The organism is Caproiciproducens sp. LBM24188 (genome assembly GCF_054130445.1).
Window position 1 is genome coordinate 2,977,001 of sequence record NZ_CP196862.1, and the last position, 15,167, is coordinate 2,992,167.

The 15,167-nt window shown below is 52.5% G+C and carries 14 protein-coding genes; 4 read left to right on the forward strand and 10 right to left on the reverse strand.

The features are described 5' to 3' along the window. Window positions 1-28: 28 nt before the first annotated feature. The 4 genes from pfkB to ACSVDI_RS14045 are packed head-to-tail and all read right to left on the reverse strand — an operon-like array spanning window position 29 to window position 4,391. Window positions 29-964 (reverse strand): 1-phosphofructokinase, encoded by a 936-nt coding sequence (pfkB, locus tag ACSVDI_RS14030; RefSeq protein WP_457943757.1) that lies wholly within the window; start codon window positions 962-964, stop codon window positions 29-31. Window positions 965-976: 12 nt separating this feature from the next. After that, window positions 977-2,023, reverse strand: a complete 1,047-nt coding sequence (locus ACSVDI_RS14035; protein ID WP_457943759.1) for a galactitol-1-phosphate 5-dehydrogenase — start codon at window positions 2,021-2,023, stop codon at window positions 977-979. Beyond that, window positions 2,020-3,537 carry a xylulokinase gene (gene xylB, locus ACSVDI_RS14040; protein WP_457943760.1) on the reverse strand — a complete coding sequence of 506 codons (1,518 nt, stop codon included), beginning with the start codon at window positions 3,535-3,537 and terminating at the stop codon, window positions 2,020-2,022. The genes ACSVDI_RS14035 and xylB overlap by 4 nt, the downstream gene beginning before the upstream one ends. Window positions 3,538-3,548: 11 nt before the next feature. Beyond that, window positions 3,549-4,391 (reverse strand): class II fructose-bisphosphate aldolase, encoded by an 843-nt coding sequence (locus ACSVDI_RS14045; protein ID WP_457943761.1) that lies wholly within the window; start codon window positions 4,389-4,391, stop codon window positions 3,549-3,551. Window positions 4,392-4,623: 232 nt separating this feature from the next. On the opposite strand from ACSVDI_RS14045, the gene ACSVDI_RS14050 reads away from it, so the two are divergent. The 4 genes from ACSVDI_RS14050 (at window position 4,624) to ACSVDI_RS14065 (ending at window position 8,437) form a co-directional block, all read left to right on the forward strand. Beyond that, on the forward strand, window positions 4,624-5,631 hold the full coding sequence (locus ACSVDI_RS14050; protein WP_457943763.1) for a LacI family DNA-binding transcriptional regulator: 1,008 nt from the start codon (window positions 4,624-4,626) through the stop codon (window positions 5,629-5,631). Between the two features lie 23 nt (window positions 5,632-5,654). Then, window positions 5,655-7,154, forward strand: coding sequence for a GH39 family glycosyl hydrolase (locus tag ACSVDI_RS14055; protein WP_457943765.1), 1,500 nt, complete (start codon window positions 5,655-5,657; stop codon window positions 7,152-7,154). 369 nt (window positions 7,155-7,523) lie between these two features. Continuing rightward, window positions 7,524-7,673 (forward strand): hypothetical protein, encoded by a 150-nt coding sequence (locus ACSVDI_RS14060; RefSeq protein WP_457943767.1) that lies wholly within the window; start codon window positions 7,524-7,526, stop codon window positions 7,671-7,673. Window positions 7,674-7,699: 26 nt separating this feature from the next. Continuing rightward, complete coding sequence (locus tag ACSVDI_RS14065) at window positions 7,700-8,437, forward strand: hypothetical protein (protein ID WP_457943768.1); 738 nt, start codon at window positions 7,700-7,702, stop codon at window positions 8,435-8,437. Window positions 8,438-8,534: 97 nt separating this feature from the next. Here ACSVDI_RS14065 and ACSVDI_RS14070 read toward each other — a convergent pair whose 3' ends face one another. The 6 genes from ACSVDI_RS14070 to ACSVDI_RS14095 all read right to left on the reverse strand — a co-directional run bounded on the left by ACSVDI_RS14070 (window position 8,535) and on the right by ACSVDI_RS14095 (window position 14,782). Next, window positions 8,535-9,572 carry a DUF4349 domain-containing protein gene (locus tag ACSVDI_RS14070; protein WP_457943770.1) on the reverse strand — a complete coding sequence of 346 codons (1,038 nt, stop codon included), beginning with the start codon at window positions 9,570-9,572 and terminating at the stop codon, window positions 8,535-8,537. 144 nt (window positions 9,573-9,716) lie between these two features. Further along, window positions 9,717-10,865, reverse strand: a complete 1,149-nt coding sequence (locus ACSVDI_RS14075; protein WP_457943771.1) for a DUF3298 domain-containing protein — start codon at window positions 10,863-10,865, stop codon at window positions 9,717-9,719. Between the two features lie 136 nt (window positions 10,866-11,001). Then, a complete protein-coding gene (ymfI, locus tag ACSVDI_RS14080) occupies window positions 11,002-11,727 on the reverse strand; it encodes an elongation factor P 5-aminopentanone reductase (protein WP_457945652.1) in 726 nt (241 codons plus the stop codon). Continuing rightward, complete coding sequence (locus ACSVDI_RS14085; RefSeq protein ID WP_457943772.1) at window positions 11,727-12,308, reverse strand: GNAT family N-acetyltransferase; 582 nt, start codon at window positions 12,306-12,308, stop codon at window positions 11,727-11,729. The genes ymfI and ACSVDI_RS14085 overlap by 1 nt, the downstream gene beginning before the upstream one ends. 45 nt (window positions 12,309-12,353) lie before the next feature. Beyond that, on the reverse strand, window positions 12,354-13,076 hold the full coding sequence (locus ACSVDI_RS14090) for a 16S rRNA (uracil(1498)-N(3))-methyltransferase (RefSeq protein ID WP_457943774.1): 723 nt from the start codon (window positions 13,074-13,076) through the stop codon (window positions 12,354-12,356). 263 nt (window positions 13,077-13,339) lie between these two features. After that, window positions 13,340-14,782, reverse strand: coding sequence for an NCS2 family permease (locus tag ACSVDI_RS14095; RefSeq protein ID WP_457943776.1), 1,443 nt, complete (start codon window positions 14,780-14,782; stop codon window positions 13,340-13,342). Window positions 14,783-15,167: the final 385 nt, after the last annotated feature.

Genomic DNA, 15,167 nt, shown 5'->3' on the forward strand with positions numbered 1-15,167 from the left:
TGCGGGTTTCATCCCGCGAATTTGCTTTTTACAGGTCGGACCGAATCACCTTGACCTGCGGAAGAATCCGGTTGAAGTCCTCCATACGGAAGCTTCCCGTTTCCTTGGTGAGCGCATTGGCGGTAGAAACTGCAACGGCAATTCGTATGGTTTCTTCTACGGAACAGCCGCGCACTGTTCCAACGGCGAATCCCGCCACCATGCTGTCGCCGCAGCCAACCGTATTCACCACCGGAATATCCGGCGTAATACCGCGATAAACTCCGCTTTCGCATACGACGGCCACACCGTCTTTGCCAAGTGAAACCGCCACATGCGCGATTCCGCCCTGATGCAGCTCTTTGGCCGCCGCAATTACGCCCTCCAGTGTGGTTGTATCACCCTGCGCGATCTGCCGGATTTCGTCTGCGTTTGGTTTAATCCATTCCGGCCCAGCGGCAATGGCTGCGCGGAGCGCGTCGCCGTTGGTGTCCAGAATAACTGGTTTACCCAAACGGTGTGCCGCTTCAATCAGCCGGGCGTAAAAGTCCGACGGAAGCCCTTTCGGCATACTGCCGGACAGCGTGACAACATCCGCACCCGGCAGCTGCCGGTTGTATTCTTCCAGAAAGCGGGCAGTTTCTTCGGGTGTCACCGGGTTTCCGGGTTCCAGAAATTCCGTGCTTTTTTTCCGCTCCATGTCGAATACGTTCACGCAGCAGCGTGTTTCCGCCTGGGTCTGCGTAAACGCCCTGCGAATGTTCGGCTGCGAAATCAGGCTTTCGAACAGCGCGCCGTTGTGGCCACCCACAAAGCCCATTGCGGTAACGGCTTCGCCGGAAAGTGCGGCCACACGCGAAACATTCAGTCCTTTGCCGCCTGCTGTGTTGTTGACCTCCCCTACGCGCTGAACTTCGTATGGGCGCAGGCGGTCAATTTGATAGAATTTGTCGATCGAAGGATTCAGTGTTACCGTAAGAATCATGTTTCCGCCGCCTTATTCGTTGATGAGCATGATTTTTCCATGCACCTGTTCCGGGTGATGGAACAAGTCGAACGCTTCCTTGACCTGGCTCATCGGGAACTTTTTATAAATGAAATCCGGGTCAAACCGAAGCTGCTTGGTGGCAAAATAATGGGCGGTAAGCTCCCACTCCTTGCCCGGGAACGGCGCGGAATAGCTCATCCAGCTGCCCGTCAGGGCAAATTCCTTGCGGTTCATAGCTTCCCATTCCTTCGGGGTAAACTGCAGTTCTACATGCGGTGTACCAATAAAGCAGACGTGCGCCTTGTTCGCGGCGGCTTCAAACGCCATATGCATGGTTGCGGGGTTGCCCGCCGTTTCAAACACATAATCGAACCCTTTGCCGCCGGTCAGGCTCATCGCCTTTTCCAGGAAGCCCTCCGTCTTTGTATTGATTACTTCGTCGGCACCCATGCGCTTTGCCAGCGCAAGGCGGCTTTCGTCCAGATCAAACGCTACTACTTTTTTACTGCCGAAAATTTTCGCCCACTGCAGCGTAAAAATTCCGATGGTTCCGCAGCCCAGTACCGCAACGCAGCCCCCACCCCGGTACTGGTTGCAGAAAATCCCGTGCAGCGCCACGGTGGAAGGTTCGAACATGGCGGCCTGCTCATAGGGAATGGACGGGTCATATTTGACAGCGTTTTTTGCGGGGATAACCACATAATCTGCAAAGCTGCCTTGCTGCCGGCTGCCGATGAAGGTGTAATGCCGGCACAGGGAAAAGTTCCCGTTCTGGCAGTCGTCACACTCCATGCAGGGAACAAGCGGCGCACCTGAAACCGTATCCCCCACCTGCAGGCCGGTAACGCCTTCTCCTACTTCGACAATGTCGCCGGAAAACTCATGCCCCAGCACCACGGGGTAAAAATGGGCACCGTGATTCAGCACACGCGGAACGTCACTTCCGCAGATTCCGGTTGCCCTCACATGAATTTTTACCGTGCCGGGCCGGGTTTGGGGCGTCTCATAATCATCGTAACGGATATCTTCATTTCCATACAGCACTGCTGCTTTCATTCTGCTTCCCCTTCGTTCATCAGATTTTTTAGGTTTTCATACAGTTGCCGGTAAATCCGGTAGCCGTTCGCATAACACGCTTCTGCTTCCGGGTTGGGATAATACTCGCTTTTCGTTCGGACAGTCCGCGCGGCCGCATCCTCAAACCCGGAATACACGCCCGTGCCCACGCCTGCAAGCATTGCCGCGCCAAGCGCCGTGGCGGTGTCGGAGGAAGAAACCGCAAACCGCTTTCCGGTCACATCCGCCTTAATCTGCATCCATAAGCGGCTGTTGGCGGCGCCCCCTATGGAGCGGAGCAGCTGTGCCTGCGCGCCGGCTTCCTCGGCCACCTCCAGATTATGCTTCAGGGAATAGGCAACTCCCTCCATCACTGCGCGTGCAAAGTGCGCCCGAGTTTTGGAAAAGTCGATGCCATAAAACACGCCTTTTGCATGGGGGTTCCAGATGGGACTGCGCTCCCCTGCAAGATATGGCAGAAAAACAAGTCCTTCGCTGCCAGCGGGCACCCCGGCAGCGCCCCGGTCCAGCTCGGCAAACGAGCTGGTCCCGTTCGCTTTGGCGGCGGTGCGTTCCGCGGCGCCAAATTCCTTTTCAAACCAGTTCATGGCTCCGCCGCCGCCCACCGTGCCGCCCTGAAGTAGCCACCGGTTTTCAACGACATGCGCGCCTAAAATTAGTCTGGAATCTGCCGTACAGCGGTCCACACAAATGCTCATTCCACCAGCCTGGCCGCCCTGTTCCTGCGTTTCGCCGGGGCGGATAACCCCCGCGCCCAGCGTTCCGCATGCCGCATCCAGCCCACCGGCAACCACCGGGGTTCCTTCCGCCAGTCCGGTAAGGCGCGCCGCCTCTGCCGTGACTTTGCCAATTACGGCGTGGCAAGGAACAATGTCGGGAAGAAGCTGTGGGCCAACCCCCAGCTCTTTGCAAAGCTCCCGGTCCCACTCGCCGCGCTCCATCCGGTAACAGTTCCAACCGTAGCCTTGGCTGGGCTCCTGGGTCATGACCCCGGTCAGGCGGTACGCAATAAAGCTGTTGGACTGCAGGATTTTGCACGCGTTCCGGTACACCTGCGGTGCATGTTCCTTGTACCACAGAACCTTGGGCATGGTATACATGGGCTGCACGGGGTTTCCGCTTGTTTCAAACAGCCGCTGTTCCCCACAGCGGGCTTTCATCTGCCCGCAGATTTCCTCCGCGCGGGTGTCCATCCAGATGGGGGTATTGCAAAGGACGGTTTCGTCCCCACCGACCGCGATTGCGCTCCAGCTCTGCCCATCAATTCCGATTCCCGCAATGTCCGAAGCGCGGATGCCCTGCTCTAAAACCCGCTGCACAGCTTTGCAAACGGCCTCCCACCAATCGTTCGGGTCCTGCTCCGCCCAGCCAGGCTTGGGGTAATAAACGGGATAGGCTTCGTTCACCTGAGCCAGGACCGTTCCGTCGCGGTCAAACGCCGCAGCCTTACAGGCCGAAGTGCCAATATCAATGCCCAGCAGTACCTCGCTCACTGCAATCCCCCCTACGCTTTTCCGTCGCAGCCGCAGGTAAGGATGCGGTACTTCACAGCCTCCCGAACTCGTTCGCGGCCGACTCGGCCAAATGCCTTCGGGTCAAAAACGGACGAATCCGTCAGAACTTCCCGGACACCTTTGGTGTAGGCAATGCGCAGCTCAGTGGCAAAATTGACTTTGCAGATGCCGTTGTGGATGCATTCCCGGATTGCCTCATCCGAAAGGCCGGAGGCACCGTGCAGCACCATCGGCACGGTAAGCATTCCTCTGAGTTGCTGAATTAAGTGTGTATTGAGCACCGGCTTGGTTTTATAAACGCCGTGCGCCGTTCCAACGCCGACCGCCATGCTGGAAAGGCCCGTTTCCCGTTCAAAACGCACCGCTTCCTCCGGGATAGTGTACCCTGCTTCCTCGCACTCCGTATCGTCTTCCTTGCCGCCGACGCGGCCAATCTCCCCTTCCACCGGAATTCCGGCCGGTTCGCACATTTCCACAACCTTTCGGGTCAGTGCGATGTTTTCCTCCAGCGGCAGCTTGCTGCCGTCAATCATAATACTGGTGTAGCCTGCCCGCAGCGCCTGTGCGCACAGGGCGAAGCTGGAACCATGGTCCAGGTGCAGTGCAACGGGCACTTTTGCTTTTGCCGCCTGTGTCGCGACCATGGAATAGTACAGGTCAAGCCCTGCGTATTTTACGGTGGACGGCGTGGTCTGCAGCAGAATGGGGGCGTTCAGTTCCTCCGCAGCCTCAATCGCGGACTGAACCATCTCCATGTTTTCCACGTTAAACGCGCCGACGGCATAGCCGCCTTCCCGCGCTTTATTCAGCATCTCTGAAGAAGTTACTAGCATCCTTCATCCTCCCTTAAAAGTGAAACGTTTCGTTTTTTAAGGAAAATAGAAAGCACCAATATAGCGATTCCTTCAACCGCAGTACCGTGCTTGTCTAAATAAAGTGAAACGTTTTGTTTTTATAAACATAGCACATTTGCCCCGAATTGTCAATTAAAACTTTGCCTGTTGACACTTTTTTATGACTGTGATAAGTTAGGTATAAATTGTAACGTTTTACAGGAGGCTCCTCATGGCCGCAACAATAAAAGACATCGCCCGGGAAACCGGACTCAGCATTGCAACAATTTCGAAATACGTTAACGGAGGAACACTGAAGGAAAAGAACCGCATCGCTGTGGAACGCGCCATTAAAAAGCTGGATTACCACGTGAACGAATACGCGCGCGGTCTGAAAAGCAACCGCAGCCGGACGGTAGGCGTTATTATTCCGGAGCTTTCCAACCTTTTTGTCACGCAGATTATTACGGCGATGGAGGACATCCTGAGGCAGCACGGATACAGCGTAATTATCTGCGACTGCCATACGGATGAAAAGCTTGAATGCGACGCCGCAAAATTCCTGATTGGAAAGCGGGTGGACGGAATCATCAACATGCCCGTGTGCCGCGACGGCCGCCATCTGCGCCCGGCAAAGGAGCAGAAAATTCCCGTTGTGCTCATCGACCGGAGTGTCCCGGAGCTTTCCAGCTACGCGGACAGCGTATTGATTGACAACGCCGCAGCAGCGCGCAGCGCGGTGGAACATCTTTTAGACAACGGCCACCGCCGAATCGGAATTATTGTGGGGCCGAAGGATGTTTTCACGTCCCAGCAGCGCCTTGCCGGATTTGTAGATGCATTAAAGTCCCACTCCGTGGAATATGATGAACAGTTAGTAATCAACAGCGACTACACCCTTCACGGCGGGTACGAAAGCATGCGCGCCATGCTGAAAACACACCCGGATCTTACGGCGATTTTTGTCACCAACTATGAAATGACGCTCGGCGCCGTGATTGCGGCAAACGAGATGGGTATAAAAATTCCGCAAGAGCTTTCGCTGATTGGGTTCGACAACATGGATTTGTCCCGTATTGCCCACCCAAGGCTGACCATTGTTACGCAGCCACTGGAGGAAATCGGCTCCCAGGTCGCGCGCATTCTGCTGGATCGGCTGGAAAATGGGTACACCGGCGTACCAATGAAAATCACGCTTTCCACCACCCTGCAAATCGGCGCGTCCGTGCGGCAGCTTTAAAATACGGAAGGAAGCGAATTGTTATGCGTCTGATTCAGGTAAATGCAAACCAGGTTGACCGGGAAAGTTCCGACCGTTTCCAAAGTTGTAACCTTTGCGTTGGCGGCGGCCGAGCCTATGAAACGCTGCTGAACGAAAACCAGCGGCAGCTGCGCACGGTACACGAAGAATGCGGCTTCCGCTACCTGCGTTTTCATGGCTTGTTCCACGACGACATGGGGGTTTACCAGGAAACCCGAGAGGGAACTCCCTTTTACAACTGGCAGTACATCGACCTGCTGTACGACACCATGCTGCGCCTTGGGGTGCGCCCGTTTGTGGAGCTTTCCTTCACCCCTTCCAAATTGGCAAGCGGGAACAAAACCATTTTTTTCTGGCGCGGCAACGTAACCATGCCGAAAAGCTTGGAAAAATGGGAAGATCTGATTCGGGCGTTTACACAGCACGTAACGGAGCGCTACGGGCAGGAAGAAGTGAAAAAGTGGTTTTTCGAGGTATGGAACGAACCGAATCTGTACGGGTTCTTTGCTTCCGATACCCCATTTGAGGATTATCTACGCCTATATGAAGCTTCCGCCCGCGCGATTAAAAGCGTTTGCCCCCAGTACCGGGTGGGCGGCCCCGCTACGGCAGGCTGCGCCTGGGTGCCGGAGTTTATCTGCGCGTGTGCAAACGCGCACCTGCCGCTTGATTTTATCACCACCCACACCTACGGTGTGGAAGGCTTTGTGGATGAATTCGGCGAAAATCTGCAGCGGCTGATTCCCGATGAAACCTCCGTTTCGGGCGACATGCGCAGGGTACGGCAGCAAATTGACCAGTCCTGTATGCCGCAGCTGCCGCTTTACTTTACAGAGTGGAGCTCCAGCTATTCCTCCCGCGACAACGCGCACGATTCCTACCACGAGGCCGCTTTTGTGCTGACGCGCATCAAAGACGCGTTCCGGTATGTGGACGGCATGTCCTACTGGACATTTTCCGATATTTTTGAAGAGGCCGGTCCCGGCCCCGCGCCGTTCCATGGCGGATTCGGCCTGATGAACGTGAAAGGGCTAAAAAAGCCTGCCTTTTTCGCTTACCAGTTTCTTCACCGGCTGGGGGATTCCCTGCTTTCGTGCGACGACCGCCACAGCCTGTGCGCCCGCGATGACTGCGGCGTTCAGGTGCTGTTCTGGGACTACACCATCCCGCAACAAAGCGAGGCAGAGGCAAACCAGCATTACTTTGTCCGGGACCTTCCCGCAAAGCCGGTATCGGACGCATGTATCCAGGTGGAGGGGCTGGAACCCGGCACCTACCTGTTGGAGTTATTTGGCGTAGGTTACCGGATGAACGACGTTTACACCCTGTACCACGATTTGGGCTGCCCGGCAGATTTAACCCCAGTGCAGGAACAATATCTGCGTGAAAGCTGCGAAGGTGCCCCGTTGCTGCGGCAAACAGTGAAAATTGACGGCACATTTTCCTTTCAGCGGGAAATGCACGAAAATGACGTATATTTTCTGAAACTGACCAAGTTCTAAATAGTGGAAGCTTGTTATGAAAAAAGCAGTAAAGGGGGACTTTTAAAACAACGGACTGCGAAATTACAGATGCGGAAAGCCGGAGCCGGATTCAAAGGAAACTGTATGAGGAGGATGAAAAAGGAACGGCAAACCGATACGCTTTTTTCTGCATCACAAATTTGGGAATAACTACCGATTTCTTTTCGGAACGTTAACCAAATCGCGGCGTTGTGCTGATTTTTTGATTTCAGAATAATTTTCTATAAATTCAATCCATGTGTAACCGATAAAATAGCTGGGTTTGCTGAAAAAGCATTAAAATAACCCATCGGATATTTGCGGTAGAAGACCCCCTTATGAGGGTGAAAAATATTTTGGAGGGTTACCATGGCTTATGTAAACTTGAAATCCCTAGCGCAGGAAATGGGAATGACGTTTGACCAAAAAAGGATGGCAGTCTACGGATATTACCAGGGGTATCATATGGTCATTCGCCACGTTCCCAACCAGCGGCTTTTTTCACTGTGCTCCATATAAACGGTGGCACTCCGGAGCAAGCACAAGTGGTGGCACAACACCTGGGTGCCATGCCACAGACAAATCCGCTTGTGAAATCCGCCGTTTTTGACGGCAATACCATTACGATTCAAACGAATGCCAAAGGCAAAAACTGCATGGAAGCGCTGAAAGAGGCCGTGAACGCCTGTGTAAGCGTCTGCCGCGCGAACTCCATGGTGAACTGCTGTGAATTCTGCGGAAGTCATGATGACCTTGGAATTTACAGCCTGGCGGGCCGATGCACTTCCATATGCTCCACCTGCTTTGGAAAAGCGCAGACCGATTTGTCCATAGCGCAGCAGGAAATAAAGGAAACAAAAAGCAACGTTGCAGCCGGTATTGTGGGTGCCCTGCTTGGTTCCTTAATTGGCGTGGTCCTTTGGGTAATTGTGTACCAGCTTGGCTACATTGCCGGTATTGTCGGTTTTGTCATGGCGATCTGCTGTATGAAGGGATATGAAAAATTCGGCGGCAAGCTGAATCTTCCCGGAATGATTATTTCCCTTGTAATGCAGTGGGAATGCTGTATTTTGCGGAAAATATCTCCCTCGCGCTGGAAATTTACAACCAGTTCAAGGCGGAATTCGATATTACTTTCTTCGACGCGTTTCAGTCCATTCCGCAATTTATGGAGGAACCGCAAATTTCCCGTGCAGTGTTCACCGACCTTGCCGCCGGGTATCTGCTCATGCTGGTGGCAAGCACCTCCTCGATTGTCACAACCTATCAAAATGCCAACCTGAAGCACGAAATGAAAAAAATCGGCTGATTCAAACAACCCATGCCATAATAAAAGCCCCAGTGCACACCGGAAATTCCGGGGGTACACTAGGGCTTTCGTTATAGATTTTTATCGGAAGGCTTTTCTTCCGTTTGATTTGATTTTTCCAGATGCTCAGGCTCCACCGGCTGCGGGGATTTTTGCCGCCTGCGGCGGTTCTTTCTGCCCCAGGCAAACCAGTAGATCACCGCCACAATCAGAATAATAAAGATGAGCACCGGGGAACAACCAAGCAGAAAAACAAGAAGTCCCTCCCCAAAGGACGCCAAGCCATGAACGGACTGGCGGAACGTGTGGCTGATTTTATCCCCGAGCGTGACCGGCTCGCGTTCTACTTGCGTGGGCTGAATCACTTCGTTCAGCCGAATCGTAACCGTGCTGTACTGAATTAGGGAATCGTACTGTTTCAACGTTCCAGTCAGTTCCTCAATCTGGTAATTCACATCGGCAAGCGCCTTTTCCAGCGCGATAATATCCGTGAGCGACCCAGATTTCTGCAGCAGCGCGAGCAGACGCTCCTGTTGGGTTCTCAGGCTTTTTAGGCGTGCCTCGGTGTCGTAATACTGTTCGCTTACGTTTTCACTGCTGCTGCTAAAGCTTAAAACCGTGCCGATGGTGTTGGCCTTTTCCTTAAGCTGCGGTAGGTTTTCCTGCGGAATGCGCAGCGTGTAGATGGCGTGCCGCAGTGTGCCCTTTTCCAAAATTCCGCTCCCGGTCACGTTGGAATCCTGTATGTAACCGTTTAAACTGGTACACAGGTTCTGCACCTGTACAACCGCCTCGTCAAATTTCAAGGTTTCAATTACATAATTCAGGCGTTCAATAATTTTCCTTTTTGCCTGTACAGCAGCCGCGGCGCTGTTGGAAGAAGGGCTTTCTGCCCCGGAGCTCGTGCTGCCAGAAGTCGTCCCCAGCGCAAGGGAACCTTTTTCCGCAGCCGCACCGCTCGAAACCACTCCGTTCTGATCATCCTCGGCCGCAGCCATGCTGCTGGCCGCCTGTGGCGCACCGGAACCGCCGGCACTGCACGCGGTGAAAGACGCCGCAAGCAGTACGACGCTCATCAAAAAAGCGATTCCTGCAAGTCTTTTTTTCATTATGTTTCTTCCTTTCCGTTCCAACAAATTCTGGTCACTGCTTGCGGTTCCAAACTGAAACAGCAAAATGCTCCGTATGGGAATCGTGGGAATTGCAGAAAAGCATGGGAAAGGGAAAACTTCGGTTTTCCGGTTATCAAGTTTTCATACGGCGGCCGCATTGGAAAAGCGGGAGATATTTGGACCGGGAAAAATAAGCATGGCGTTCTTTTTAGAAGATGTTGCGGGAATCTTGGACGAATCCGCCGAACCGCCGCCAACGCCCATGGGGACAAAGTTCGGTGTTTTGGGGAAAATCCGCAGCGCAGAATCGTCGTAAAATACGAGTTCCCCAAGCGTCTGCGTAAAAAAGGTCAGCGGCGCATACGCAACACCGTCCACCATTTCCACTTGGGCGGGCTGACCGTTCACAAAGTAGTTGTCCTGCTGCACTTCCACGCTTTTCCCTAGCAGGGCAACGGTTTCTTCCAGCGGCAGGAATACGCCGTCGTCATTGGAAACCACCGGATGCTTCAGGGAAATATCTTCTCCGTTCAGCCGTACCGCGCCGCGCCGCTGCGTATTAGTAAGCTTTTCCTTCAGCGGTACGCCGTTTTCCGCCAGTTCCTTAGCAGGGAACTCGAAAGTTGGAATTCCCGCCGCGTAAGGCTGCAGCTCATACAGGTCAAAATAGACCACCATCGTGTCGCCGTCCAAATAGAAAGAGTATTTACCGTTTTTGTCCGTTAAGGTCTTCTGTGCTTCTGGAAAATAAACGTCCTTCTGTTCGCTGATTTTCTTCGAAATCTGCGCAGTAATCCACTTTGATCCCGCTTCTTCCTCCTGGAACAGGGCGCTGGGCGTGGAATAGAATTTCCCAGTTTTGGTATTCACGGTAAAGGAATTCATCCAGTGCATTCCGTGAGCACCACCGGTATAGTTTGCACTGCTGACCCAAACGGAAAGCAGATCACCACTGCGGGAATAGTCGAAAAAACTGGAATAATAAAGTGAGTCCGCCCCGGCTGTTTCCCCCAGATCCTTCGTTTCTTCCTTCATCTGGGCAATGCCTTCCTGTGACAAATTGGCAATCTTCTCATTCAACTCCGCGGCCGCCGAAAATCCCGAAAAAACAGGAGTCGCGGTCCGAACCATAATTTTTCCATCCTGCTGATCGGTCATCTTTACCTGAACCGAAAACGGATCTGACTGCACCGGCTGACCGGCCGTTGCAGAAGCCGGCGCGGCGCATCCGGGCAAAAGCAGTAACATGGCAAACACCAAAGCCACAAGGGAAAGAACACACTTTTTCATACCAAAAATCTCCTGTTATTCCTGAAATAGGTCTTAAAATATCTCCGGGCAATATTATAGTATGGAATAATGAGGAAAGTCTACAATTTTGACAGCACTGTAATCAATATGAAAAAATGTCATTTTTATGATGCGATTATATAATCATTCCGCCGTTCACGCCAAACACCTGACCCGTAATAAAATCACTTTCCTTTCCGGCAAGAAAGCTAATCATCGCGGCAACATCCTCCGGCGTACCGAGCGTTTCCAGCGGGGTTTCCTCCCGCAGTTCTTCCATCGTTTCCGGACTTAGATGCGCGTTCATTTCTGTCTGAATCACGCCCGGCGCGATGCAGTTGACCTGAATTCCGGAAGGGCCCACCTCTTTTGCGAGCGCCTTCGTTAGGCCAATCACCGCCGCTTTTGCGGCAGAGTAGTGCACCTCACAGGAAGCGCCCACCTGCCCCCACATAGAGGAAATATTGATGATTTTTCCGCGTTTATTCGCAATCATGCGTGGGAGCGCCAACTGGCAGCAGTGGAACACTCCCTTTACGTCCACGTTAAACATGCGGTCCCAATCCTGTTCCGTCAGGTCGGTGAACAGCTTTTGCTGCGCGATTCCAGCGTTGTTTACCAGCACGTCCACGGTGCCAATTTCCTCAAACAGGCGCGCAACCTGATCGCGGTCGGCTACGTCCGCTTTGGCCAGCCGAACCGCGTCGGCTCCGTGCGCGGCGATCAGCTCATCCGCCAACTGCTGCGCCTCCTGCGCGGAGCGGTTATAATGGATGACCACGCGAAAGCCGTCCTGCGCAAGGCGGCGGGCTGCAGCCCTCCCGATTCCGCGTGAGGCCCCAGTAATCAATGCGGTTTGCATCAAGATTTCCCCTCCGTTTCAAAGTGCCGGTTCTGCAGCTCTACGGCAAACACGGCATCTTTACGTTCAGCGGAGGGCAGATGGATGCCGATTTGTTCCTTTTGCGGCGACAATAAATATTCAAATTCAATTTCATGTCGCAGCGGAATCCCATGGTCGCCAATAAGCGGGATTTCCGGCTTCAGCTTGCGGGCCGACTCCAGGGCGTTTCGGTAAAGACGGGCCATATCGAATCCGCGTTTCTGGTAAAACCGCATGGCATTCAAATTGTCGTTCGTTGTAATCAGCTTTACCTTTTCACAGTGAAGTTCCCGCGCGGTGCGGATAACCATAGCCATCAGCGCAGAGCCGATTCCGCGCTTTTCCTTCAAACTGTCCAACGACATAATCTCGCAGTCCTTGCCATCCAAACGGTAAGTAATCAACCCAATCATTCTTGCGTTTTCGTACGCCACAAAGCCATCCAAACCGGTCATGTCCACCAGCTCGCCGCGCACTGCCATTTCCGTTGTAAACCAGTGCTCCCGAATAAAGTTATTCACTTCAAAGCGATTTTGTTTGGTAATCGGCCTGATTTCCATGCGAACGCCTTCCTTTTTTGAAATTCTTTGCCGCGCAACACGCGGTCACATATTTCCGCTTGCCAACATAATCGCGGCCAATGCCGCAATCGGCGCTGTTTCCGTACGCAGAATCCGGGGGCCGAGTGTGCCGATCTGTCCCCCGTTTTGCAGGACAAAATCCACTTCGCTTTTCTCAAATCCGCCCTCCGGCCCGATAAACACCGCAAGGTTTCCGCTTTCGCGGTTAACCAGCTGGGCTATACTGCTGCCGCCGCCTTCGTAGAACAGCAGGATGGAACCGTTTTGTGCGGCTTCTTCCACCGCCGCACGGAACGGCATCAGCGGAGAAACCTGTGGAATCACACCGCGGCCGCTCTGCTTAGCCGCTTCCTCCGCAATCTTCTGCCAGCGTGCCACCTTTTTGGCAGCGGACTTTTCATCCGGGCGGGAAACGCAGCGGCCGGACAGCACGGGCACCACCCGCACTGCGCCGGTTTCCACAGATTTCTGCACGATTCCGTCCATTTTATCGGCCTTGGGCAGCCCCTGGTATATCGTCACCTTTACCGTGGGCTCCGCCACCGTTTTACAGAAGTTTAACACCCGCACCACAACACCTTCGTCGGAAATGCGTGTAATTTCACAATTGTAATCCGTGCCGATGCTGTCGCACAGAACTAAGCGCTCTCCCGGCTTCATCCGCAGGGAACGCGAAATATGCCGGGCGTCGTCCCCCACAATCGTGGTTTGCTCTTCCGGAACATAGTCGATAAAAAATCTTGGCATGCCTGCACCTCATTTAACCTGTTATGGTATTTGGTTCTTGTATCCTCATTGTGTAAAAATTATTCTGCCATCCGGACGAAGCATTGCTCAGTGCCGCGCGGCAAATTATTTCCATTTCTTTTAGTATATTATATCATATGGACCGAAAAATAGGAAAGACCGTGAAATAAAAGTAAATAGGTCGACGTTGCTTCCATTTACGCCAAAAAAGCGGCCCCGCGCTTACGCACGGAGCCGCTTTTCAAGTGGGACAAACGGATGCTTTAGGCCGGGATAACGGCAAGAATGATAAAGTTAAGAATAAACAAGCCGGTCGCAACCCACAAAATCGGGTGAATTTCTTTTGCTTTTCCACGGAAGGTCTTGATGATGCAGTACACAATAAAGCCCGCCGCAATGCCATAGGAAATGCTGTAGAAGAATGCCATGAACACGCTGGCGAAGAATGCCGGGATGGCTTCTTCCAGGTCGGCCCAGTTGATTTCCGTAAAGGAGCTGAGCATCATAACGCCGACAATAATCAGTGCAGGAGCAGTTGCGACGGAAGGAACTGCGCTGACAACCGGAGCAAAGAACGCACTAAGGATAAAGAGGATTGCCGTCACAAGGCTGGTCAAGCCGGTACGGCCGCCTGCGCCGATACCTGCAGCGCTTTCCACATAAGTGGTGGTGTTGGAAGTACCAAAAATCGCACCGATGGAAGTTGCGGTTGCGTCCGCAAACAGAGCGCGGTCCATCTTGGACTTGAAGCCGTTGCCGCCGGCTTCCAGCGCCTTCTGGTCGTCCTCGCTAAAGATTCCGGTCTTACGGCCTGTGCCGATGAAGGTACCAATGGTATCAAACGTATCGGAAAGGCTGAATGCGAAAATCGTCATTAACACAAGCGGAATTTGGGATGGATTTGAGAACAGAGAGACCATGCCGGGGTCGCCGAACGCAGCGCCGAAGGTCTGGGGAAGCTGGCTGATCGCATCGCCAATGCTCAGGCTGCTGCCCAGCTGGGTCACACCGAAGGGAATACCCAAAACAGTGGTCACAGCAATGCTGATCAGGATTGCGCCCTTAACATTGTTCACCAGGAGGATGACGGTAAGCGCAAGGCCAAAAAGAGCAAGCAGCACGCTGGGGGTGTTCAGCTTTACAATCGCCGGAACAGCCGCGCTGCTGGCAATAACGGTTTTGCTGTCCAAAAGGGTGTAGGTGCCCGGGTCGCTGGTAAAGTTGATCAGGCCCGCATTTTTAACGCCGATGTAGGCAATAAAAAGGCCAATACCGCCGCCGATAGCGTTCTGGAGTGTTTCCGGAATCGACTTGATGATCAGCTTGCGAATCTTTGTTACGGTAATCAGAATATTGATCAGGCCGCAGATGAAAACCATGGCGAGCGCTTCCTGCCATTTAAAATTAAGGCCGAAGCACACAGTGAAGACAAAGAAAGCGTTCAGGCCCATGCCCGGAGCCTGTGCATACGGTACATTTGCAAACAGCGCCATAACCAGCGTTCCGACAGCGGAAGCAATAATCGTTGCCAGAAATACTGCTCCAAACGGCATGCCGGACTGTTTCAGCATGTTCGGATTTACAATGATGATATACGCCATTGCAAAGAAAGTAGTAACGCCCGCGGCAATTTCCGTACGGACGTTGGTATTGTTTCCTTTTAAATTAAAGAAATCGCCCTTTGGATGATACGCTTTTTCTTCCATTTTAACATCCTCCTAAAATCGAAGCACTCCAAATCTTGTTTGGCAATGATTTAATGTGATTATTATTATACAAATTGTGTTCATCTTTTTCAATGTTATATTTACACAAACTTTTCATTAATGAAACACTTTATTCATACTTTTTGAGGGAATTTTGCAAAATACGCGCATTATATGATAATATCAATCAATATTATTCACAATATGAACATAATCACTTTTCTTTTGTAAATTATTACGTCCCATTAAAAATTTATTTAAATTTATTTTCCAGTGGAAAATCGGCGAGTTTAAGGGAGCAACCAGTCAATTCATTTCGAATATGATTGATTATTGCAAATTCAATCAAGCATTTCAGAAATAGAACAATAGGAAACAAAAAAAG

Excerpts from the sequence above, each read along its gene's own strand:
- pfkB (WP_457943757.1), bottom strand. The coding sequence starts at position 964 with ATGATTCTTACGGTAACACTGAATCCTTCGATCGACAAATTCTATCAA.
- ACSVDI_RS14035 (WP_457943759.1), bottom strand. The coding sequence starts at position 2,023 with ATGAAAGCAGCAGTGCTGTATGGAAATGAAGATATCCGTTACGATGAT.
- ACSVDI_RS14045 (WP_457943761.1), bottom strand. The coding sequence starts at position 4,391 with ATGCTAGTAACTTCTTCAGAGATGCTGAATAAAGCGCGGGAAGGCGGC.
- ACSVDI_RS14050 (WP_457943763.1), top strand. The coding sequence starts at position 4,624 with ATGGCCGCAACAATAAAAGACATCGCCCGGGAAACCGGACTCAGCATT.
- ACSVDI_RS14055 (WP_457943765.1), top strand. The coding sequence starts at position 5,655 with ATGCGTCTGATTCAGGTAAATGCAAACCAGGTTGACCGGGAAAGTTCC.
- ACSVDI_RS14060 (WP_457943767.1), top strand. The coding sequence starts at position 7,524 with ATGGCTTATGTAAACTTGAAATCCCTAGCGCAGGAAATGGGAATGACG.
- ACSVDI_RS14070 (WP_457943770.1), bottom strand. The coding sequence starts at position 9,572 with ATGAAAAAAAGACTTGCAGGAATCGCTTTTTTGATGAGCGTCGTACTG.
- ACSVDI_RS14075 (WP_457943771.1), bottom strand. The coding sequence starts at position 10,865 with ATGAAAAAGTGTGTTCTTTCCCTTGTGGCTTTGGTGTTTGCCATGTTA.
- ymfI (WP_457945652.1), bottom strand. The coding sequence starts at position 11,727 with ATGCAAACCGCATTGATTACTGGGGCCTCACGCGGAATCGGGAGGGCT.
- ACSVDI_RS14085 (WP_457943772.1), bottom strand. The coding sequence starts at position 12,308 with ATGGAAATCAGGCCGATTACCAAACAAAATCGCTTTGAAGTGAATAAC.
- ACSVDI_RS14090 (WP_457943774.1), bottom strand. The coding sequence starts at position 13,076 with ATGCCAAGATTTTTTATCGACTATGTTCCGGAAGAGCAAACCACGATT.
- ACSVDI_RS14095 (WP_457943776.1), bottom strand. The coding sequence starts at position 14,782 with ATGGAAGAAAAAGCGTATCATCCAAAGGGCGATTTCTTTAATTTAAAA.